Source organism: Desulfonatronum parangueonense, from assembly GCF_054656975.1.
Map to the genome: position 1 here is coordinate 985,932 of NZ_BAAHXH010000003.1, position 23,608 is coordinate 1,009,539.

The window sequence follows — 23,608 nt, forward strand, 5'->3', positions numbered from 1 at the left end:
GTTGGGGCAGGGGAACGCCGGAATGTGTTGCCTTTGGCGCGACTCGGTTGGGCGAAAGTTTTTTCGTCCCTACGTCAATACCATCATCCGCCGTTTCTTCAACCATTGAACCGGAAATGTGAACCTCATTCCTTAGGCAGTTTGAAGGGCAGGAGCACCTGCACCGTGGTCCCCTCGCCGACAGCGCTTTTCATGGAAATCTTCCCGCCCATCAGGTCGACGAGCCGCTTGACAATAGCCAGACCCAGGCCCGCGCCCTGGTAGGAGCGGGTGTAGGAGCCGTCCACCTGGACAAAGGGCTTGAACAGGCCATCGATCTTGTCGTCGGGGATGCCGATGCCGGTGTCGGAGATAGAGAACAGCACATTGAAGATGTTGTCTTCCTCGACACCCAGTGAAGTCATTTTCAGGCGGACGCTTCCTTCCTTTGTAAACTTCAATGCATTGCCCACCAGATTGAACAGAACCTGCCTGACCCGCGCCTCGTCGCCGATGAGGTGCGTGGGGATATCCGGATCAATGGCACATTCCAGGCGGACGCCCTTTTCCCTGGCCAAAACCTTGAACAAGTCGGATACGGAATCGGTAAGTTCATTGACCACGAATTCCGACTCATAGATTTCCATCTTGCCCACCTCGACACGGGACAGGTCCAGAATGTCCGAGAGCAGCCTGGTCAGTCGATTGGCCGAGGTTCTACAGAGAGTAACATATTGTTTTTGATCGACGTCCAGGGGCGTCGTTGCCAGAAGCTGCATCATGCCCATGATCCCGTTGATGGGCGTGCGGATTTCATGACTCATGTTCGCCAGGAATTCGGACTTGGCTTGGTTGGCGGCTTCGGCCTGCTCCTTGGCCATGGCCAGTGCCGTTTCGTTACGTTTGCGTTCCGTGATGTCGCGGATTGCTGACAGGGCGTAGGGTTGGCCTTGCAGGGTGATTGGGGCGGTGATGATTTCCACCGGAATCTCGGTGCCATCCTTGTGAAGATCTAGGCCTTCAACAGTTGACAAGATCACTTCCCTGCCAATGATGGTGCCGGGACGACCACGAACCGAGGGAGCCTGGATATCGGCCAGGGTCATGCCCAACAGTTCTTCTTTGGCGTACCCGAGAAGGAGGCAGGCGGCATCGTTGACATCGAACAGGGAGTCGTCCATCCGCCAGATGAACAGCGGGTCAGGGTTCTGCCTGAACAGAACCCGAAAACGTTCCTCACTCTCGCGCAAGGCAAGCTGAGCCTGCCGCATATCCGTGACATCCTTGCCTACGCACAAGATTTCCTTGGGCATACCCGAGGCATCCGGTAGGATCTTGTTCGTCCAGGAGACCCAAACGCGTGAACCGTTTTTGAGCAGATTTTCGTTTTCGTTGTTAATGTATGTTTCGGGATGACGCCAGATTTCTGAAATCAAATTACGAAGATCCTTGCCGGTGGAATCCGTTACCGGAACAATCGTTCCAATCACATTGCAGCCAATGATCTCGTCGTACTTGTATCCGAAAAAATGCTGCGCGAATTCGTTAAAAAAGGTAATTTTGCCGTCCTTGTTCATGCGCAGGATAATGCTGTTGGCGTTTTCCACCAGTTCCCGGTAACGGGCTTCACTCTCCCGAAGGGCCTCCTCGGCCTGCTTGCGCTCGGCAAGTTCCGTGTTGAGCATCTGGATGGTGCCTGACAGCTTGCGCGACATCAGGTTGAATGATCTGGTCAGATTCCTGGCTTCCAAAAAGGACGTATTTTCGTCTATCTCTTCGGGATGCGAGCCTGAGGTCAGTTTGCGGGATGCACCATCCAGCAGACTGATGGGACGGATAATTCCCCTGGCGACGATTGTGCCGGTCAACAGGGCCAAGGAAAGAATGCCCAGGGTCAGCAGAATGGTCGTCCTGTTTTGGGCCGCGATTCCGGCCATGAAATCAGCTTCTGGCATCGAAACCACCACCAGCCAGTCAATGCCGGGGTCAAGCTGTAGCTGGGAAACCTGCAACAGGTGCTTTTGGCCGTGGACCTCGAAATCAAGAGCAAGGTCACTTTCAAGGACATGCAGAGCATCAAACCGGTCCGCCAAGACCCGGGCAGCCTCGCGAACCACGGGATTCTCGCTTTCCAACCCGCGCACCCGGCGGCTTAGCGACGAGTCGTCGTCAACCATCAGAACCCGGCTTTTGGAACAGGCCACCAGCTCCCCTGAACGCTCCATGATAAAGGCCTGTCCGTTCGTCCCGATGCGTTGGTCTTGGAGAAACTTCGAGAGGTGAGAAAGAAACAGATCCACGGAGACCACGCCGAGGAAGGTTCCTTCCTGGTCGTAGACCGGACGACTGGCGGCCAGGGACATGTCCTGGCCGGTAAAGATGATGTAAATATCGCTGTATAGCGGTCCGCCCAGATCCTGGGCATTGGCATACCAGGGGCGTGTCCGGGCATCGAAATGAGATATGACGGCCAAGTCCCGACTTTGCGATCCATTGGAATCAAGAGCAATTTTTCGAAACGCTCCGGCCTGGAAATCGTCCGTAACGATGACATAGCGGGCGTCGTCCACAATTTCCCGTCCGCTGTTGGCCAGCCCGCCAAGCGTGTTTCCGAAATATATGCTGGTCACCGTGGGGAACAGATCAATCTGCTTTGCAAAATGGGCCACCAGACCCTCCTGGTCATGGGCAAGGCCACTTTCCATGGCAATGATCCGGGCATTGGCCTGGTTGGTCACCTGGGGCAAATTCAAAAAACCCTGAACATGCTCGTTGATGTGCTCGGCAATTTCGGCACTCAGTTGATGGACCACATCATTGACCGCCTGGCGACCGCTGTAAAACGAAAGCCCCCCTACCAGACCAACCGCGAGAATGGTCACAACCGCGATCAAGGAAACCAGGGCAGTTTGCAAGGAAATTCCGTCAGGCAGGCGTTTCGTGGGGTCATATTCCCTTTTTTTCGAAAGTCTGGCTCTCTCCTGCGCGGCATGTTGGTCAGGCAGATGTTTCATGTCATTAATTCCTGCGAGCGAATGTTTCTCTCCAGCACCTTCTCCAAATCACCCATCTTCACCGGCTTGGCCAGGTAGTCGTCCATCCCGGCTGCAAGGAACTTCTCCCGGTCTCCGAGCATTGCATAGGCGGTCAGGGCGATGATGGGAATTCTGGAATGCTGGAATTCAGGAATGCTGGAATTCTTCTCATATTCCAGCGTTCTGATCGCTTTCGTCGCTTCCACCCCATTCATAACCGGCATCTGCACGTCCATCAGGATGGCGTCGAAATCCAACGTGGCGAGGATATCCAGGGCCTGTCGTCCGTCTTCGGCCAGGGTCACGGTGTGACCGGTCTTTTCCAGCAGCTTCATGATCGGCATGGAGTTTGACGGTTCATCCTCGACCAGCAGGATGCGCAGACATCTGGAGGAAGGTGGTGACGAATCACCTGAATGCTTTGCGGCGCTCTCGCCTGGAACCTTGAAATAGAGAGCCGCATGGACAGTGGTTCCCTGTGCAATGGCGGTGTCAATGCACAACCGCCCATCCATCAGTTCAATCAGGCGTTTGACGATGGCCAGCCCGAGTCCCGCGCCCTGATGTTTTCGGGTGTACGAGCCGTCGACCTGCACAAAGGGCTTGAACAGATCGTTCACTTTCTCATCAGGGATGCCGATACCCGTATCGGTCACCGAGAAAAGTATCCTGACGACGGCGGGTTTCCAGGAACGGATTGGGACCATCTTCACGACGACCTTCCCATGATCGCTGTATTTTACCGAATTGCCGACAATATTGAACAGAACTTGCCGCAATCTGGCTTCATCTCCCACAAGCCTATCCGGAATTGCCGGGTCCAGAATGCACTCCACGGACATTCCCTTGCTTCGAGCCGCCAAGGTGAACAGCCCGATGATGGAATCCCGCAAATCGGATATGCTGAATTCGGAATCATGGATTTCCATCTTCCCGGCCTCAACCCTGGACAGGTCCAAAATGTCTGAGAGCAGTCGGGTCAGCCGCTCGGCGGAAGTTTTGGTCAACTGAACGTATTGCCGCTGCTCTTCGTCCAGGGCGGTGGTCTCCAATAGCTGCATCATCCCCATGATGCCGTTGATCGGCGTTCGGATTTCATGGCTCATGTTGGCCAGGAACTCGGACTTGGCCTGGTTGGCCGCGTCGGCGACAAGCTTGGCATCGCGCAGGGCGGACTCCAGACGCTTCTGTTGGGTGATTTCTGTGGTCAGGGTCGCCACGCCCAGCAGGTGCTGCTCATCCTTGTCGTAGACCGGGAATTTCTTGGTCAGAAAAGTCTTCATGGTTCCGTCGTCGCCGGGAAACAGCTCTTCCGCCGTGTGGACCTTTCCAGCCGGGAGTCCCAAGGCTTTCCGGTCGTTTTCCATGTAGGACTCGATTTGCTCATCCGAGGCCAGCCCGTGAAACAATTCCGCATCAGTCTTGCCGATCAGATCGGCCTGGTTCGTGAATCCCGTCAGACGCAAGTAGGCCTGGTTTGCCGCGATGTATCGCAGCGACGGGTCTTTCATCACCGCGATGCTGTCGACGTTTTCCAGAATCTGCGCCAGCGCTCGCAACTCGGCTTCGGCTTTCTTGCGCTGGGTTATGTCGCGAATCAGTTCCACTGTATAGAGAATCCGGCCATCTTCTGAAAAAATCGGATTTGCTCTGCAGTTGAAGTGCATGTCCAATTCGGGCAGATGCTTTTCCAGGGCTACAAGGCCTTTTTGTTTGACTGCCTCAAGCGTCGCACAGGGATTACAGGGGCTATTCAGGTTGAGATGCTCATAACACTTGGATCCGATGACCTTTTCCGGCGGCAGCTTCAAGAAATCATATCCAGCCTTGTTGTATCGGATCACGGTCAGATCCGGCTTCTTGACGCCCATGATGTCCGGGATGTTGTCCAGTATTCCTTCCAGCAGCAGGGTCTTTTCCCTGAGTTCCCGCTCCCGCTTCTTCCGTTCGGAAATATCAATTCCAACACCGGTAAAGTACTGCTTGCCCTCAATGGTCAACAGTCTGGCGGTGAAATGCATTGAGACCCCGGAACCGTCCTTTCTTTGCAACACGGCTTCCGCTTCTCCATGGCCTTTCTCCATGGTTGTGGCGACACCTTCCTGAACTGCATTTTGGCTTTCAATGTCTTCGGAGTACCAATCCATCAAATGCATGTTCGCAAGTTCTTCGGGATGGTATCCTGTAAAGATCTCATGTTGTTTGTTCCAGCGTATTAATCTTCCATTGGAATCATAAAGATAAAGTAGTCCCGGTACACTATCGAAAATGGCTTCGATAAATATTTTTTCTCTGTTGTATTTTTGCTCCGCATTTTTTCTCTTGCTGATATCGGTAAGAAATCCTGCATAAATAATTTCACCATCCTTGGTTGTTTTGACTTTGGCATCCATGGAGACCCAGATTGACTGGCCATCGACGCGCTTCAGTTCGACTTCAAAATTATTTACAATTTGATGTTCCTTAAGCAGATTGTTGTATTTCTCTCTTTCCTCCGGCCGGACATAAAGCTGCCTGGCTATGTCCACGACATTTTCAATCATTTCCTCGGGGCCGGCATACCCAATCAACCTCGCATACTCGGAATTGACGGAAATATAGCGTCCTTGCGGAGTCGACTCGAATATGCCGACAGGTGCGTTGTCAAAGAGTTCACGACACTTGGCTTCGCTTTCCTTGTAGGCGTCCTCGGCTGCCTTGCGTTGGGTAAAGTCCCTGGTACTGAAAAGAATTTCCTTGGGTTGCCCCTGGGCATCTAAAAGCATCTTTCCAACCGTTTCAAACCAAAGATACTCTCCGTCTGCGCGGCGATATCTATACTCGAGCTTTTGCCCGCTCCGCCGCGTGTTGATGAAGTCCGCAAAGGAAGATGCGACATGATCGATATCATCAGGATGAACGAATTCCATGACATTCCTGCCAACCAGCTCATCGAGATCGTAACCGAGTATCGAATGTGACACGCCAAGGTGCTTGAAATACCCCTCCATGTCCGTAATAGAAACCAGATCGAACATGTTGTCGACAATCGTATTGAACCTTGACGTTCGCTCTCTCAATGCCTCATCCATGACTTTTTGCTCCGTTATATCGGTAACAAAGCCATGGTAATGAATGATCTTGCCTTCCGAGTCTCGAACTCCGCGCCCGCTCCGTGATACCCGGACGACTGAACCATCGCGACGCAACATGCGCAACTCATGCCCCTTGACCTCGCCTTGCTCTTCAACAAGGCGCTTGAATTCATCCCTGTCGGCAGGGTCCGCGTAAAGTTGCGCGGCAATATCCGTGACGGAGGCGATCAAATCCTGTGCTGAATCGTACCCGAACATCGTTGCCATGGCCGAATTGGCCGCCAGGAAGCGGCCTTCCGGCGTGGATGCGTAGATTCCGATGGGGGCGTCCATCAGCATGCCTTGGGCGTTGGGGAAGCCTGCCCGGGAAAGAGCTGCTTCGGTTGTTTGCGTCCGTACCATTCCGCCTCCGTGGGTATTTTGGTAGGATCAATAATCCAAATTATTTCGATGGCCGCATCAGTCTTCCTTTAATCTTGCCGCCAACTCGATGATATCATCCTCGCAGGCAAGAAATGCGTCCACAATGTTGGGGTCGAAATGCGCCCCTCGGCCCTCCAGAATGATTTTCCTGGTATCGGCGTGGGAAAAGGCCTCCTTGTAGACTCGCTTGGAGATCAGTGCATCGTAGACATCCGCCACGGCCAGGATTCTGCCGCTCAATGGAATTGGCTCTCCGGCCAGGCCGTCTGGATATCCGCCGCCGTCGAAACGCTCATGGTGAGAACGGGCTATTTCCGCGGACATTCGCAGATAGAGAGCCCTCGGGTTCTTTTGGATGGCGCTGTGCAGAGTCTCGTAGCTGATGACGGTGTGCGACTTCATGACGTCGAATTCCTCGACGGTGAGTCGGCCGGGCTTGAGCAGGATGCGGTCCGGGATGCCCACCTTGCCGACATCGTGCAACGGGCTGGTGGCGTAAATGATTTCAATGAACTGGCGGTTGATCTCCGGAAATACCGCAGGCTCACGGGCCAGCTTTTCAGCCAGGATGCGACAGTAGCCCTGGATGCGCTCGAGGTGGTAGCCCGTTTCGGGATCCCTGGTCTCCGACAGTTTGGCCATGGCGAAAATGACCATGTCCTTGTCCTGGAGACTGAAGATGCGCTCCCCGGCCTTCAAGCGGACATGCAACTCTTCCTTGCCCACCGGCTTGGTCAGGTAGTCGCCCACACCGGCCTCGAACCCGGTCAGCAGGTCGGCGGATTTGTCACGGGAGGTCACCATGATGATGTAGGTATACTCGTCCCCCTCTTCCGCGCGAATCGTCCGGCACAGGTCAGCCCCGTCCATCTCTGGCATGTTCCAGTCCGTGAGCAGTATCCTGGGCGTTTCCGCGCGCCAGACCTCTAGAGCCTCCCTGCCGTTCACGGCCTGGCGCACGTCGTAACCAAGTCCCTTCAAATAAAACCCAAGACTTTTCCTGCTCAGCGTCTCATCATCCGCGACAAGTACCTTCATTGGTCATCCTCTGTCCGCGAGTTATACTGATTGAGGTTGACTATTCAAATTTGCCGACGTTCCATGAGGAGCATCGTTCTATTTTGGCCTGCGTTGCATCATTTTAGGTCGCCCTTTCAGGGCTATAATTGTTGGAGTGCGTTTTACCCAGGGCGTTGCCCTGGGCTACGGCAGTACGCCCTTACAGGGTTTTTCTGAAGCCCCAAAGGGGCGACATATTGTAGCCCAGGACAACGCCCTGGGTAGATGAAGTTAAAACAAAAATAGCCCTGTAAGGGCGGCATATGGCATCATCGGAATTTTTTTATTGTCCCCGTTTGGGAGGGTTAAAACCCCCACCTTTTAGGTGGCAGCTTTAGCGTCTCTTCTTGTCAATTTGACTTGAAGATATCGACCTATCGCGTAAATGTTTTAAAAGCGTGCCGTACGACAGCAAAATGTTGACGCATATAGAGTCGGCGAAGCCGACCCCGCCAGCTTTAGCTGTTAATTGAAGCCACCGGCTTGCAGCCGGTGGAGTATTCACTGTTTCACCCTAAACCAGTATAATCCAGCGGCAACTGCTCAGCGGCTTTTCCGCGGCAAACGTCAGGAAAGCCCAGCAATGCAACTTGCGTTGCAACTGGAATTCAGGGCTACGGACCTGACATCGCCACACATCAGGACTCTCCCCCCTCATCAACCGGAAGCCACTTGTCCAGCACCTCGGCCAGTCGGTTCGTCTCCAGCGGCTTGGTCAGATAACCATCCATCCCCGCTTCCAGGCACTGCTCCCGATAGCCCTGCATGGCGTGGGCGGTGAGGGCGATGATGGGGATGCGGGTTTCAGGGTTTAGCGATTCACGGTTCACGGTTTTTGAAGGTTCACGGTTCAACGGTTCACGGTTCATGTTTGGGGACGGCGGACCAGCAGAAGAGCGACCGCGGGTCGCCCCTGCATCAACACCACCAACCATTGTTTCCTCAACCGCTGAACCATTGAACCGTGAATCCTGAACCTCTTCTCCTTCAACCGCTGAACCGTTGAACCGTGAACCCTGAACCTCCCAGTCGCGAATGCGCCGCGTCGCCTCAAACCCATCCATCACCGGCATCTGCACGTCCATCAGCACCAGATCGTAGGGGGATTGTTTCAGGGCGTTCAGGGCTTCGACGCCGTTGGGGAAGATGTCGGCGGTCAGGCCGAGGTTTTTGAGGATGGCCAGGGCCACCTTCTGATTGGTGACGTTGTCTTCGGCCAGGAGGATGCGGGCCTTGCGGTTTGAGAAGCCGGGGGTTGCGCGCTTGTCTCTTTCCCGTGCATTTTGGCGAGCCGTATGCCGGGTGATCAGGTTCGGGGATTTCTCCGAGGCCAGGGTCAAGGCCAAGGTGTCGTAAAGCTCTTCATGGCGCACGGGCTTGGCCAGGAACGCGGAAAATCCGATTTCCTCGACCCGCTTTGCGTCGCCGCGCTGGGAGGCCGAGGACATCATCACCAACCGGAGGTCGTCCAGCTTGCTCTCCACCCGGATGGTCCGACCCAGCATCTCCCCGTCCATGCCCGGCATCTGCATGTCGAGCAGTCCCAGGGCGTACGGATCGCCCTCTTCCAGGGCCTTGTACAGCAGTCGCAAGGCCGTGGGTCCGTCCGAGGTCTCGTCCGGACGCATCCCCCAGGCGGCGAGACGCGTGGTCAGGACTTCGCGGTTGGTCGCGTTGTCGTCCACCACCAGGGCGCGCACTCCACGTAAATCAGCGGGGAAAGACGGCTTCTCGCCCATGTCCGCGGCGAGCCCCATGCGCACCGTGAACCAGAACGTGGAGCCCGCGCCGGGAACGCTCTCCACCCCCACATCCCCGCCCATCAAAACTGCCAACTGCCTGGATATGGCCAGCCCCAGCCCGGTCCCGCCGAATTCCCGGGTATGCGAGGCGTCCACCTGGGAAAAACTTTTGAACAGCCGATCCTGCTTGTCCTCGGGGATGCCGATGCCGGTGTCCCGGATCGTGAAAAGCAATGCAATTTCCGGGATGCTGGAATGCTGGAATGCTGGAATGCTGGAATCTGGACCGTGCTGAAACGACTGTGTCTCCAGGACGTTCGAGTCCGACGCCTGAGTCCGTTCAACCGTATCTGAAATACTGAACGTACCGCCTACCTCGGCAATTCCAGCATCCCAGCATTCCCGCATTCCAGCATTTCTTTCCATCCTCCGAACCCTGACCTCCACTTCGCCCTGTTCCGTGAACTTGACCGCGTTGCCGATCAGATTCGTCAGGATTTGGCGGATGCGGCCGGGGTCGCCGGAGAGGGCGTCGGGGACGTCCGGATCCGCGGAGCAGATGAACTCAAGGCCCTTGTCCTGGGCCTTCACCGCCATCATGGCCGCGACATCGTCCAGCAAATTCCGCAGAGAAAATGTCAGGGTTTCAATTTCCAGTTTTCCAGATTCGATCTTGGAAAAGTCCAGGATGTCGTTGATCACGGCCATGAGGGCCTCGCCGCTGGAGCGCACGGTCTCGGCAAAGGCGCGCTGAGTCGGGTTCAGTTCCGTGTCCAGAAGCAACGAGGTCATCCCGATCACCCCGTTCATGGGAGTGCGGATTTCGTGGCTCATGTTGGCCAGGAACTGGCTCTTGGCCAGGCTGGCCGCCTGGGCCGCCTTCATCTGGCGGTGCAGTTCCTCCTCGTACAGGCAGGCCAGGGCGAACTTGGCCAGCTTGTCCAGCAGGATTTGCAGGGAGCGGCAGAACGTCTCCCCAAGCGGGGCGCCCGTCTTTTCCAGGATCAGAACCCCAAATTCCGGAAGGTTGAACAGCATCCGCGTGAGCTGATCTTCTTGTCGGATCAGCGGCAGTTTGGCGGCCCAAGGCGCCCAGTACGCCCTGGCCGCGGGAAGCTCCGCCGCCTCGATGAACGCCGCATGTCCGGCATTGCGGGCCAGAGCCCGGGGCAGCGCGCAGACCGGGGTCCAGATCAACCCCGGACTGCCCGCCCCGGACCCTCCCTCCAAATCAGGAGCATGAGCCCGCAAGACGTGCCCGCCATTGCAGTTCAGGGTCCGCATCATGGTGGAAACGGCCTCGCGGAGCATTTTCTTCAGGTCCAGGCTGATGCCCAGGGAGAGGGATATCTCGTACAGGATCTCCGTCTCTTGTTGGCTTTGCATGAGCTACTCCAGCAGTCCCAGGACCGAGGTCTTGTTGTAGAATTCCAGATAGTCCTTGCCGCTGTTGGCGATTTCGCCCAGGGTCAGAGCCCCGAATAGGGGGCGGTTCCCCGCCGCGTTGGCCAGCTCGTCCTGGATCCGGTCGCCCAGATACAGGACCCGGGAAATGCAGTCGATGAAAAACGCGGCCTGCCCACTGCCGCCGGGCAAGGCTTTCTCGGCCAGTTCCCGGGCCCGGCCAGCGGCCTCGATCAGGGAGTCCGGGCTGCCGCTAAGCAGACGCACGAAACTGCCCGCGGGCACTTCGCCCACGCAGATCAACCCGCCATCCGGGCCAACCATCAGCGGATCACGGACCACGACCTCGGAATCCAGCTTGTTGATGCCGAAGGGATAGCATTTGGCGATGTCGAAGAAGTTGTCCTCCCTGAAGGTCCGGCCGCCGTGGGGCTCCACCAGCTCGCGGTACACTTCGAAGGCCGGTCGCCAGTCCAGGGTCTTGATCAGGTTGCGGTCCGACTCGGTCACTTTCATGCTTTCGCTGATGGGCTGCCAGCCGTGGGTCACGCCGATGCCGCTGCGCATGGGCAGGCGGACGATCACCGCCGCGTCGGCCAGCAGCCCTTGGGGCGTGAGCAGACAAGGCTTTTGTACGAAGGACAGTGAACCGGCCCCGCCGCCGATGAAGTTGCGCTCCAGGCCGAAGCAGTTGAAAAGCGCCCCGACCAGCTCCGCGATACGCCGGCTCAGACCATCAACATAAACCACCAGTGTTTCGTTTTTCAGGTCGCCGTCGTCCCACTGGTCGGCAATTGCCTCCACCTGTTCGTCGAAATCCGCCTCCGGATCGCTCAGCCCGTGCAACACGGCCACGTCCGGGACAACCGGCAGGCCGACCAGCAGGGTTCCTGTTTCGTAGTTTTTTTGCTCGTGGATGATCTGCGGGAACAATCCGCCGAACACGGGCTTGTCAAAACCAGACAAGCAGGGCGAAACCTCTTCCGCGGCCCACATGTTCGCGTCGCAGCCCAGGACCATCAGGCCTTTAAAGGCCGGATCGGCCAAAAGTTCCGCGCCGATCCGGGCAAGCGACTCCACATTGCCTTGTGTATCCAAACGTACCTGCATGTTTTCCTCCCTTGATGACGATGGAGCGAGCTTACAAATGGCCGGCATGTCAATCGAACAGCCTGAAATGATGAACATGCGTCAAAGCTCCGGCGCCTTTGCCTGGATTCCCGCCTTGAGCATCTCAAATTGCGCGCTCAGCTCACGCACGAGTGCGGCCAGGGTCTCCCCGTCCGCCGTCAAGGCAATCCGTTCGATTTCCCGGACCGTCTCGGCCATGGCCCCAGCGCCCAGGACCCGGCAGGCGCCCCTGACGGCATGGGCCTGGTTTTGGATCTGCTGGAGGTTGCCGGTTGTCAGGCCGGCTTCCAAATCTCTCAGCCGCTCCGGGATATCCTGTAGAAAATCGTCCAGCAGCTCCCGGGCCAGTTCCAGATTGCCTTCCATTCGCGCCAAAAAGTCATTCCAATCCAGAATCAGGGGCCGGGGGCCTGTTTGGCCGTCCCGAGCGGGGCCGTTTTCCATAGCGTCCGAAACCACTCCTCTTGGAGAAGGCGAGCTGTCCACTGGATTTTCAGCCTGGGAGGGCGCAAGCCACCTTGTCAGGGTGTTTCGGAGGCTGGCCGGGGTGATCGGCTTGGTCACGTAGTCGTCCATCCCGGCATTGAGGCAACGCTCCCGATCTCCGGACATGGCCAAGGCGGTCATGGCGATGATGGGGGTGTGGGGTTCACGGTTTAGCGGTTCACGGTTCACGGTTGAGACAGTGGTAGCGTGAGAATATGTTGCGTTTGGCGTGACACCGTCGGGCGAAAGATTTTTCGCCCCTACGCCATTACCTCCGTCCTCAGTTTCTTCAACCGCTGAACCGTTGAATCGTGAACCTTGAATCGCTGCTTGAAGCTCTCCGGCGCGAAAGCGGCGGGTGGCTTCGATGCCGTCCATGACGGGCATCTGGACGTCCATGAAGACGAGGTCGAAGTCGGTTTTATTCAGGAGGCTCAGGGCTTCCAGGCCATTGGCTGCGACGTCGACATGCAGGCCGTAGCGCAGGAGCATGTGCGTGATCACTTTGCGGTTTGTGCCGTTGTCCTCAACGACGAGAATCCGGGCACTTGGCAAGGGAGTCAGGAAGTGATCAGCGGAATCCGGCGTCAGGGTGGCGGCGGAGCTTGCCGTGTCGTTGAGGCGACTTCCTCCGATTGCCTGCTCGTCCAGGCCCAAAACCTGGTGCAGGGTCTGGGAGAGTTGGCGGGGCTGCACGGGTTTGATCAGCACGGCGGCGAAGATATCCCGCGCATCCTGCCAGTTCGTGGAGGCCAGCAGGACCAGGGGAATTTCGGACCAGTCAGGTTCGGCCCGGATCACCTGGGCCAGAATATCCCCGCTCATGCCCGGCATTTGCATGTCCAGCAGGAGGACATCCGGAGGATGCGCCGACTTGGTCATCCGGATGATCAGGGCCAGTGCCTCTGGGCCGTCCACGGCAGATTCCGCGTTCATGTCCCAGGATTGCAACAGGGTGGTCAGATAGGTCCGGTTCGTGGCGTTGTCGTCCACGATCAGCGCCCGGAATCCGGCGAGATTCCGGCAATCCGCCGCGAACGCCGCCTGCTGTTCGAGCAGGCCGAAGGGAAGCTCGAACCAGAACATGGACCCGAGCCCCTCGGCGCTCTCCATCCCGATGCTCCCGCCCATGAGTTCCACCAGCTGCCGGGCAATCGCCAACCCCAGACCGGTCCCACCGAATTTGCGGGTCACCGTGGCGTCCACTTGGCTGAACTTGTCAAACAACACGGCCTGCTTCTCCAGGGGAATGCCGATGCCGGTGTCGCGGACCGAGAAAAGCAAACTAATTTCCGGAATGCTGGAATGCTGGGATGCTGGAATGCAGGAATCTAAACCGTGCTGAAACGATTGTGTCTCCAAGGCGAACGACTCCGACGTCTGAATCCGTTCAACCGGATCTGAAATACTGATCGCGTCGTCTACCTCTGCAATTCCAGCCGCAGTTGAACACCCCGGAGGGGACCCCGGTTCAACCGGGTAAACATTCCAGCATTCCAGCATTCCAGCATTTCTTTCCGCCCTCCGAACCCGCACCTCCACCACCCCCGTCTCGGTGAACTTCACGGCGTTGGCGATGAGGTTGTTCAGGATTTGGGCCAGGCGGGAGGGGTCGCCGGAGATCTGGCGCGGTACGTCCGGGTCGATGACGCACAGGAGTTCCAAGCCCTTTTCCTCGGCCTTGAAGGCCAGGGCCGCGGCGATCTGGTGGACGGTTTCGTGGGGGTCTAAAGGCAGGGTTTCCAGTTCGAGGCGGCCGGCCTCGATCTTGGAAAAGTCCAGTATGTCGTTGATGACCCCCAGCAAGGCCTGTCCGCTGAAGAGGATGGTCTCCACGTAGCTGCGTTGCGTGTCGTTGAGTTGCGTGTCCAGCAGCAGATGGGTCATGCCCAGGACCCCGTTCATGGGGGTCCGGATTTCGTGGCTCATATTGGCCAGAAACTCCCCCTTGGCCTGGGTTGCCGCCTCGGCCTGCTCCCTGGCCTTGACCAGCTCGGCCTCGGCCTGCTTCTGTCTGGAAATGTCCCTGGCCGCGGAAAGGACATAGCTCCGGCCGTGCAGCGTGATCCGGGTTTTGGATATCTCCACGGGAATGGTGGTGCCGTCCCGGCGCAGATTGACGCTCTCAAAACGGCTCAGCGGCAACTCCGCGCTGACGATCTCCACGTCCCTGTCCCGGACGACGGAGGGAAGGATATCAGCCAGGGACAGACGCAGAAGCTCCTCGCGGGAATAGCCCAGCATCAGGCATCCGGCCTCGTTCACATCGAACAGGGTGTCGTCCAGTCGCCAGATGAACAACGGGTCCGGGCTTTGCCGAAAGAGCACCTGAAAACGGCCGTCCCGCTCGCGCCGCTCCGCCTGCCGGGCCAGGATATCCGCTTTTCCGCGATGGACCAGCCCCAGGTTCAGGGCCAGCAGGCCGAACACCGCCAGGAGCAGCAGGACCAGGGACTGGGCCGATCGGGCGGCCACGTTCCGTTTCCAGTCCCGGGCGTCGATATCCATGCCCAGCACGGCGAGCACCTCTCTGGTCCACGGGTCCAGCAACGGAACCAGCGGGGTGATCCAGGTTCCCCATTCATCCTGAAGCGGGCCCTCAACGAATGGCCGACCGGCATCGAACACCGCCAGGAGTTCCAGCGAGGCTTCGGCGTACGCTTCTCCGGGCGGCGATTCATCATCAGACCCGGCGGGCTCGCTGTCCGCATGGAAAAAGACCGTTCCCTCCGGAGCGCGCCCCATGAGATACACGAAGCGAAATTCGGGCTTGGCCGCCCGAATGGCTCCAAGCTGCTCCTTGAGCCGCCGGTATTCCGGCAGGGCCAGGTCCGATTCGTCGCCGGCCAGGGACCGGACGTGTTCAAGGTTCACGGCCCCGGCCACCACCCGGGCCTGATCCAGCCATTCCTCCCGCAACCCGCGATCGGCATGGCCAATGAGCCACCAGGCGCAGAGCAGCCCGACAAGCAGGATCACTCCGGGCAAGGCCAGTCGCCGGAAGCGGAACCATGGAGGCAGCGCGATGGGTGCTGCGTGATGCGGGCGGTTTGGGTGCATGGTACGTAAACGGTTAATGTAAAAGCAACTCCAAGCACAATCGCTCAAATTCACGTTCCATTTGCGACCACAAATCGCGATAAGCAGCCACATCGCCATCGTGCCCTGCCTGTTCAATCAGCCCGGCCGTCCTGGCCAAAGCGCCCGCGCTGATGGTCAGGGACGATCCCTTGATGGCATGGGCATATTCGCGAACGCCAACGGAATCTTCTTCCTCAATCTTCCGGCGCAAGCCGATCAAGCGTGGTCGATTCTGGCCCACGAATCCCGCAATAATCTCTTTTGCCAGCTTCTCGTCCCCGCACATGCGACGCACAAACTCCGATTTGTTGAACACCGTTAGGTCTTTATCCCTGGGTAAGGATTCATTGTGCTCCTGTCCGCCCTCGCCGGTCTCGACATTTGGTTCCGCGTCCTCCCGGATCGGCAGCCATTTCTCAAGCATCTCCGCCAACCTGGCCGGTTCCAGCGGCTTGGGCAGATAATCATCCATCCCCGCATCCAGACACTGCTCCCGAAAGCCCTGCATGGCGTGGGCGGTGAGGGCGATGACCGGTAGACGCCGGATATGCTGGAATACTGGAATACTGGAATACTGAAATGCCTGTGAATCTGATCCAGGGGCCGCGTCCAACTGTTCAGTCTGGCCTGGAATCCCGGTTTTCCCTTCTGTATTTTCAATGCCAGCATTCCAGAATCCCAGCATTCCAGCATTATTCTCGATTCTTCTAATCTCCCTTGTCGCACAAAGTCCGTCCATCACCGGCATCTGCACGTCCATCAGCACCAGGTCGTAGGGGATGGATTGGAGGACTTGGAGGGCTTCAGAACCGTCGGCCACGGCGTCGGCGGACAGGCCGAGTTTCTTGAGCATGGCCAGGGCCACCTGCTGGTTGGTGGGGTTGTCTTCGGCCAGGAGGATGCGGGCCTTGCGCGGAGCGAAGTGCTTGCGGTTTTCAGCTGCTTCCCTGGCCCGATGCCGGATGATCAGTTCCCGGGATGAGGCATGCCCGTCACTGGCCATCACCATGGTCAGGGTGTCGAACAGCTCGCCATGCAGCACGGGTTTGGTCAGGAAGGCGGAAAAACCGGCTTCCAGAAAACGCCTGGCGTCTCCGCGGCTGCCGTAGGCCGTCAGCATCACGGAGCGCAGGGGTTGCAGCTTGGGATCGGCATGGATGGCCCGACCCAGGGTTTCGCCGTCCATTCCGGGCATACGCAAATCCAGCACGGCCAGACGGTACGGATCACCCTCGGCCAGAGCCTTGTACAGCAGGCCCAGGGCCGTGGGGCCGTCCGGAGACTCGTCCGGGCGCATGCCCCAAACCATGAGGAGCGTCAGCAGAAATTCCCGGTTCGTGGCATTGTCGTCCACCACCAATACGCGGACGTCGCGCAGGTTCACGGATTCCAGAGCCGTGTCCGTCGTCTCGGCTGCTCCCAGGCGCACCGTGAACCAGAATGTCGAACCCTGTCCCTCGATGCTCTCCACGCCAACTTTCCCGCCCATCATCTCCGCCAACTGCCGGGAAATGGCCAATCCCAGACCGGTACCGCCGAATTTCCGGGTAATGGACGCATCCACCTGGGAAAAACTCTGGAACAAAGAACCCACCTTGTCCGCCGGTATGCCGATGCCGGTGTCCCGAATTGTGAAAAGCAGAGTAATTTCCGGAATGCTGGAATGCTGGGATGCTGGAATGCTGGAATGCAAACCGTGCTGAAACGATTGTGTCTCCAGGTCGATCGACTCCGACGTCTGAGTCCGTTCAACCGTATCTGAAATACTGATCGCGTCGTCTACCTCGACAATTCCAGCATCCCGGCATTCCAGCATTCCAGCATTTCTCGCCGTCAACTGCACCCTGACCACCACCTCGCCCTGTTCGGTGAACTTCAATGCGTTGCCGACCAGGTTGGTCAATATCTGGCGCAGTCGTCCGGGGTCGCCGAGGAGGCGGTCCGGGACGTCCGGGTCGGCGGCGCAGATGAACTCCAGGCCCTTGTCCACGGCCTTGAAGGACATTGTGGCCGTGAAATCGTCCAGCAGGGACCGCAGGCTGAAGTCCAGGGTCTCCATTTCCAACTTGCCGGATTCGATCTTGGAAAAGTCCAGGATGTCGTTGATCAGGCTCAGCAGGGCTTTGCCGCTGGAGCGAACGGTTTCGGCATAGCGGCGTTGGGTTGCATCCAGTTCCGTATCCAGGAGCAACCCGGTCATGCCGATCACGCCATTCATCGGGGTCCGAATTTCGTGGCTCATATTGGCCAGAAACTCACTCTTGGCCCGGGTGGCCGCCTCAGCCCGGGCCAGGGCCGCGTCCAACTCCATGTTCTTCATTTCCATCTGCTTGGCGAACTGGCGGAGTTTCTCCTCGGCCATTTTGCGATCCGTTATGTCGGAATAGATGGCGTACCCGCCCACGATCATGCCTTGTTTGCGCACTGGGCCGCCCTTGAGCAGGACGTTTCTGGATTCGCCGGATTTGGTGTAGCGGATGGCGTCAATGTTGATCTGCTCGCCGCGCAAAATCCGGGGTGAGCCGTATTCGTGTGCCTTTTTCAGCGGGTCCACCACTGTATTGATGTTCCTGTACAACACCTCGTCCAGGGTGTACCCGAAAATGTTCGTAAACACGGCATTCACATTGATAATTCTGTGTTGGGTGTCGAAAAAGACAATGGCGTCGTTGGTGTTGAAGAACAGGGACTCGAAATGAGCCTTCTGGTGCAGAAGCGCCTCTTCGGCCTGTCTGCGCGCCGTGATGTCCAGGATGAAACCGTCCAGAAACGCGACTTCGGCCCCGCCGTTGGCGACGCCCATCCCCTTCTCGTAGGCCCAGCGGATACCGCCGTCCCGGTGAATGATCCGGTACTCAATCTCCCACGAGGCGCCGGCGTCCACGGCATTCGAAATGGCCTGTTCCACGGCCGGAGCGTCCTCGGGGTGGATGACGCTCACGTAACTGCGCACGACGTTGTGGTGAAAGTCCGATGCCGGATAACCGCTGACCGCCTCCACCATGCTGCTGATGTAGAGCATGGTCCAGTCCGGATCGTTCCGGCACCGGAAGGTGATGCCGGGGATGTTGGCCACCAGGGACTTGAACTGGGACTCGCTCTCCCGCAGCGACTTTTTCGCCAGCCTGCGCCGGACCTGGCTGCGCACCCGGGCCTCGACGATATGTGGCTGGATCGGCTTGACGATGTAGTCCACGGCCCCGAGGTCGAACCCTTTGCGCTCGTTCTCCTCCGATTCCTTGCCCGTGACGAAGATCACCGGGATGTCCGCGGTGCGCGGGTCGGCCTGCAGCCGCCGGCAAACCTCGTACCCGTCCATCTCGGGCATCATGATGTCCAGCAGGATGACGTCCGGAGTCTTTTTGCCGGTGGCTATCGACAAGGCCTTGGCCCCGTTGGGCGCGGCCAGAACCAGGTACTCCTCCCGGAGCAGGTTTCCGAGAACCTGGAGATTGGCCGGCTGATCGTCTACTATGAGCACGACGGGTTTGGCGGGTTTTTGCCTGAGATCATTGGTGTCCATGATGTTCTGCCTGTGTTGTATTTTTGACCCCTTGGCCCAGCTCTTCCATCCCCATTTCCCGGATCATCCCATCCAGCATCTCCGCGGCCCGGTCCAGTTTAAACCCTTCTACAAGTTCCCTGAATACCGCTGCATGCTTCCGGCCCAGACGTCGGCCAAGAAAAACGGTGACCGTTTCCAGGAGCTTGTCGTCCACCAGCTCACCGTCCCGCAGACTGGCCAGCAGGTTCTGGACGGCCGGGGCGGCCACTTCCTCGGAGACCGGGGGCGGGGATTTCGGGAGTGGAGGCAGTCCGTCCAGTTGCTCGCGGGCCTGGCTCAAGGCCAAGGCGGCTTCCCGGCGCAGCTCTTGCCAACGGTTTTCCGAAATGGCCTCACTCGAACCAAGAGCCTGATCCACCTCCCGAACCGCGTCAGCCAGACGAACCGCGCCCACTGTTCCGGCCACCCCCTTGATGATATGGGTCATGCGCCTGGCGTCCCAGCGGCGGGAATCCTCCGGCTGGCCGGGCCAAGCCACCGCGTTCAGCAATTCCGGAAGGACCTCGAACTCTTCTTCAAGTTGCTGTTTGAAACCGTGCAGCATCTTGAGATAAAATGAGACATTGCCGCCCAAAACAGCCAGCCCCTGCTCCAAATCGAATCCTCCCAGACTTATTTCCGCCAGACTTACCCCGGCGCTCTCTGTCTCCCGGTCCACCGTGCCCCGCTGCTCCAAAAACCGCCCCAGAACAGCGTACAGTTCCCCGCTGTCGATGGGCTTGGCCACATGCCCATTCATCCCCGCCTCCCCGGCCCGCCTCCGATCGGCTTCCATGACCGCGGCGGAGAGGGCGATGATGGGGGTGCGCTTACGCTGGTTCACGGTTTTGGAAGGTTCACGGTTCAGCGGTTCACGGTTCAGTTGTTCAACGGTTGGGGATGGCGGACCAGCAGAAGGGCGACCGCGGGTAGCCCCTGCATCAACACCACCATCCGTTGTTTCCTCAACCGTTGAACCGTTGAACCGTGAACCGTGAATCTCCGCGGCGCGAATGCGCCGCGTCGCTTCGAACCCATCCATCTCCGGCATTTGCAAGTCCATCAGGATCAGATCGAAGGGGTGGGATTGGGTCAGGCATACGGCTTCGAGGCCGTTGTTGGCGATGGTTACCGTGGCTTCGGTTTGGCGCAGGATTTCCGCGGCCACCTCCTGGTTGAGCAGGTTGTCTTCCACCAGGAGAATGGAGGAACCGGCAAAGCAGGGGATGGCCGCATGGGCCGGGACGGTGGAGACTGGAGCGCGAAGGGTGCCGCCTGTGGCGGCGATCATGGCGTCCATCAGGGTCGAGGCGGTCACGGGCTTGGCCAGAAAGGCGTTGTAGGGCGGGTCCGGGGGCATGTCCTCGCGGCTGTACGCACTGATGATGGCTACCGGAGCGGCGGGGCCGGACAGGACACCTTCGGTCCGAAGCTGGTGCAGCCGTTGGATGGCCTGCAGGCCGTCCAACTCCCCGGGCATTTTCCAATCCATGAGGATGAACTCAAAGGGCGTTCCTGCCTGCTCGGCCTGGACAACGGCATCCACGGCGGCCAAGCCGCTGTCGGCTTCGGTCACGTCCAGAAGGCAGCGTTCCAGGATTTCCCGAAGCACCTCCCGGGCCACGGCCTGGTCGTCCGCCACCAGAACCCTGGCCCCGGGTCTGGTCTCATCCGGGCAGTCGGAGCGATCCAATTCCCCGGCGACAAGCGGCAGTTCCAGGTCAAAGGAGAATACGCTGCCCCGGCCCGGCACGGACTCCACGCCCAGATCTCCCCCCATGGCCTGCACCAGCCTCTGGCTGATGACCAGACCCAGGCCGGTGCCGCCGTATCTGCGGGTGGTGGAGGTATCCGCCTGGGAAAACGCCTGGAACAACCGGGCCACCTCCTCCGCATCCATGCCGATGCCCGTGTCCGAGACCGTGAAGCGCAGCTTCACGATTGATGCAGGTTCACGGTTCAGCGGTTCACGGTTCACGGTTGGGGGCGTGGGAGCACCCGAATAGATTGCATGTTGCGCAACAACGTCGGGCGAAAGATTTTTCGCTACTACGCCATTACCTCCGTCCTCCGTTTCTTCAACCGCTGAACCGTTGAACCGTGAACCGTGAACCCCGTCTGTTGAACCGTGAACCTCTTCAATTCCAACTTCCACCCGCCCCGACTCCGTAAACTTCATTGCATTGCCCAGCAGGTTAGTCAGGATTTGGCCCAGGCGCAGGGAGTCGCAGATCAGGGAGCGCGGGACGTCCGGGGCGACCCGGAAGAGCAGTTCCAGGCCCTTTTCATCCGCGGTGGCCGCGAACAGGGTCTTCAGCTGGTCCAGGAGTTCGTCCAGCCGGAACGGGTGCCGGTCCAGCTCCAGCCGGCCTGCCTCGATCTTGGAAAAGTCCAGGATGTCGTTGATGACGCCCAGGAGCATCCGCGAGGAGCCACTGATCTTGGTCAGGTAGTCGCGCTGCTTGGCGTTGAGGTCCGTGCGCATCATCAGATCGCCCAGGCCGATAATCGCGTTCATGGGCGTACGGATTTCATGGCTCATGTTGGCCAGAAACTCGCCCTTGATCCGGCTGGCCTCTTCCGCCTGCTCCATGGCGCGACGCAGGGCCTCTTCGGCCTGCTTGCGCTCGGTGATGTCGATGTTGGTCCCAACCCAGCGTACCATTTTTTCCGTTGTGTTTTTATGAATATCGCCTCGGGTCAGTATCCAGCGCCAACTGCCGTCCTTGTGGCGCAGACGGTGCTCGATTTCGTAAGTTTTGGTTTTTTCCTCAAGATGGTCATTAATCGCTGTTTCGATACGGGCGACGTCCTCCGGGTGCCAGAGGTTTCTCCAGCCTGAAAAATCGTTCGCGATTTCGTGATCTTCATATCCGAGCATGTCCTTCCACAGCGGACTGAAATACACCGTATTCTCAACCATATCCCAGTCCCAGAGGCCGGCCCCGGTTCCGGCAATGGCTCGGCTGTAACGATCTTCACTCACAGCCAGTTTTTCTTCAATCCGCTTGCGCTCGGTGATGTCCCGGCTGATGCCCAGGATGCCGATGAGTTTTCCGTCCGGACCTCGGTAGGGAGTCTTCAGGGTGTCGATCAGAATGGTCCGCCCGTCGGGATAGGTAATCCACTCTTCATTATGCCGGGAAGCATTTTTTTTAAGCATCTTTTGGTCATGCTTCCGAAAAAAATCGGCAATGTGTTTTTCGAACAGGTCGTAATCGGTCCTGCCGACAATCTCTTCCCGCGGCCTGCCCACGAATTCCGCGAAGGGCGGGTTGCAGCCCAGGTATACGCCGTCAACATCCTTGTAGAAGATGATGTCCGGGATGGAATCCAGGAGGGAGGTGATCAGGCCGGTCTGGCGATGGAATTCCGCTTCGTTGTTGACCCGTTCCGTGACATCCCGGGCCGCTGCGTAGATCAGGGCGCCGTGAGGGTGGGAGCGCCATTCGATGTGTCGGTAGGAGCCGTCCTTGCAGCGGTAGCGGTTCACGAACTGGAGGACCGGCTTCTGCTCGTCCAGTTCGGCCATGACCGCCAGTGTAGGCTGAAGATCGTCCGGATGGACGAACTCCAGGAAGGTGCGTTGTTCGAGTTCCTGGGCCGTGTAGCCGAGCACGGACTCCCACTCGGCGTTGACCTTGACGAAGTTGCCGGACGTGTCCGCAATACAGAGCAGGTCGAGGTTCACCGAGAAAAAACGCTCCATCTGCAGAGCCTGTTCCTTCTCCGAGGTGATGTCCTGGATCACGGTCACGAAATGGCCCGCTTCCGGAGAGTAGGCGCTGACCTTGTACCAACGTCCAAGCGGCTGTGAATACTGCTTAAATTCCTCCTCGGTTCCTTCCTGGGCTATCCGCCCGTAAAACCCGATCCAGCCGAAGGGATCGTCCTCGATCCCGGGCAAGACCTCCGTCACCCGTCGGCCGAGGATGTTCTCGGCGGACAACCCGGTCATCCGCTCAAACCCGGCATTGACCTCCAGAAACTCATAATCCACCGGCTTTCCGGAACCGTCCACGATGATCCGATGCAAGGCGTAGCCGAAAAACGAGCAATCCATGATTCGCTTGAAACTTTGTTCGTACATGAGGCGTCCGATTGTTGTTTCAGCAAGTGTTCACGACCGTACTGCTCAGGGACATGATGACGAGGGCTTGGGGCCCTCGTTCCGTGGGAGAGCCATGGCAACCTGCATTTTTCAGTTTTTTCCGTTCACAGGTCTGCCCCTACGAAATATTCAATCGAATGTAACTACTCAGCAGGTCATGTGATCTACCTCCGGCAATCGGGGTCGTTATCGGAATCGGAATCGGAATCGGTTTTTGAAAAACGTTGTGAAACACTTCGCATGGCTTCGCTTACGATCCCGATTCCGATCCCGATACCGACTCCGATGTCCAAACACCGCACGGCAGTAGCATGCTGAATAGTTACAATCGAATATCACTTTAGCGAAACTTCGTTTTTTCCTTCGGAAACGTCCAGAAGCGGCCCACAAAACACACGGAAAAACATGCTTTTTTGGGGGTGCGTGTGCGTCACGACCACTGATCCGAGAAAGATCTGTAACAATGCGGCCGACAGCCAAGATTTCTTTCCCCGCGATCCCCGTGCGCTTCGTGGTTTATGCGTCTTGTCCTGATAATG

The 23,608-nt window shown here is 58.1% G+C and carries 8 protein-coding genes; all 8 read right to left on the bottom strand.

The features are described 5' to 3' along the window. Positions 1 to 125 precede the first annotated feature (125 nt). The 8 genes from ACYQ15_RS04880 to ACYQ15_RS04915 all read right to left on the bottom strand — a co-directional run bounded on the left by ACYQ15_RS04880 (position 126) and on the right by ACYQ15_RS04915 (position 23,048). Complete coding sequence (locus ACYQ15_RS04880) at positions 126 to 2,993, bottom strand: PAS domain S-box protein (RefSeq protein WP_459936402.1); 2,868 nt, start codon at positions 2,991 to 2,993, stop codon at positions 126 to 128. Continuing rightward, positions 2,990 to 6,490: a PAS domain-containing hybrid sensor histidine kinase/response regulator gene (locus ACYQ15_RS04885; RefSeq protein ID WP_459936403.1), complete on the bottom strand. Its 3,501-nt coding sequence runs from the start codon at positions 6,488 to 6,490 to the stop codon at positions 2,990 to 2,992. The genes ACYQ15_RS04880 and ACYQ15_RS04885 overlap by 4 nt, the downstream gene beginning before the upstream one ends. 57 nt (positions 6,491 to 6,547) lie before the next feature. After that, a complete protein-coding gene (locus ACYQ15_RS04890; protein ID WP_459936404.1) occupies positions 6,548 to 7,549 on the bottom strand; it encodes a response regulator in 1,002 nt (333 codons plus the stop codon). Positions 7,550 to 8,208: 659 nt separating this feature from the next. Continuing rightward, entirely contained in the window at positions 8,209 to 10,698 is a 2,490-nt protein-coding gene (locus ACYQ15_RS04895; protein ID WP_459936405.1) for a response regulator, read from the bottom strand. Between the two features lie 3 nt (positions 10,699 to 10,701). Next, positions 10,702 to 11,826: an FIST signal transduction protein gene (locus tag ACYQ15_RS04900; protein ID WP_459936406.1), complete on the bottom strand. Its 1,125-nt coding sequence runs from the start codon at positions 11,824 to 11,826 to the stop codon at positions 10,702 to 10,704. Positions 11,827 to 11,907: 81 nt separating this feature from the next. Beyond that, positions 11,908 to 15,393: a hybrid sensor histidine kinase/response regulator gene (locus tag ACYQ15_RS04905; protein ID WP_459936407.1), complete on the bottom strand. Its 3,486-nt coding sequence runs from the start codon at positions 15,391 to 15,393 to the stop codon at positions 11,908 to 11,910. 13 nt (positions 15,394 to 15,406) lie between these two features. After that, positions 15,407 to 18,937 (bottom strand): response regulator, encoded by a 3,531-nt coding sequence (locus tag ACYQ15_RS04910; protein WP_459936408.1) that lies wholly within the window; start codon positions 18,935 to 18,937, stop codon positions 15,407 to 15,409. After that, positions 18,924 to 23,048, bottom strand: a complete 4,125-nt coding sequence (locus tag ACYQ15_RS04915; protein ID WP_459936409.1) for a PAS domain-containing hybrid sensor histidine kinase/response regulator — start codon at positions 23,046 to 23,048, stop codon at positions 18,924 to 18,926. Before ACYQ15_RS04915 ends, ACYQ15_RS04910 begins: the two co-directional genes overlap by 14 nt. Positions 23,049 to 23,608: the final 560 nt, after the last annotated feature.

Bases quoted from the DNA above. Each gene is read 5' to 3' on its own strand.
- ACYQ15_RS04880 (WP_459936402.1), bottom strand. From the start codon at position 2,993: ATGAAACATCTGCCTGACCAACATGCCGCGCAGGAGAGAGCCAGACTT.
- ACYQ15_RS04885 (WP_459936403.1), bottom strand. From the start codon at position 6,490: ATGGTACGGACGCAAACAACCGAAGCAGCTCTTTCCCGGGCAGGCTTC.
- ACYQ15_RS04890 (WP_459936404.1), bottom strand. From the start codon at position 7,549: ATGAAGGTACTTGTCGCGGATGATGAGACGCTGAGCAGGAAAAGTCTT.
- ACYQ15_RS04895 (WP_459936405.1), bottom strand. From the start codon at position 10,698: ATGCAAAGCCAACAAGAGACGGAGATCCTGTACGAGATATCCCTCTCC.
- ACYQ15_RS04900 (WP_459936406.1), bottom strand. From the start codon at position 11,826: ATGCAGGTACGTTTGGATACACAAGGCAATGTGGAGTCGCTTGCCCGG.
- ACYQ15_RS04905 (WP_459936407.1), bottom strand. From the start codon at position 15,393: ATGCACCCAAACCGCCCGCATCACGCAGCACCCATCGCGCTGCCTCCA.
- ACYQ15_RS04910 (WP_459936408.1), bottom strand. From the start codon at position 18,937: ATGGACACCAATGATCTCAGGCAAAAACCCGCCAAACCCGTCGTGCTC.
- ACYQ15_RS04915 (WP_459936409.1), bottom strand. From the start codon at position 23,048: ATGTACGAACAAAGTTTCAAGCGAATCATGGATTGCTCGTTTTTCGGC.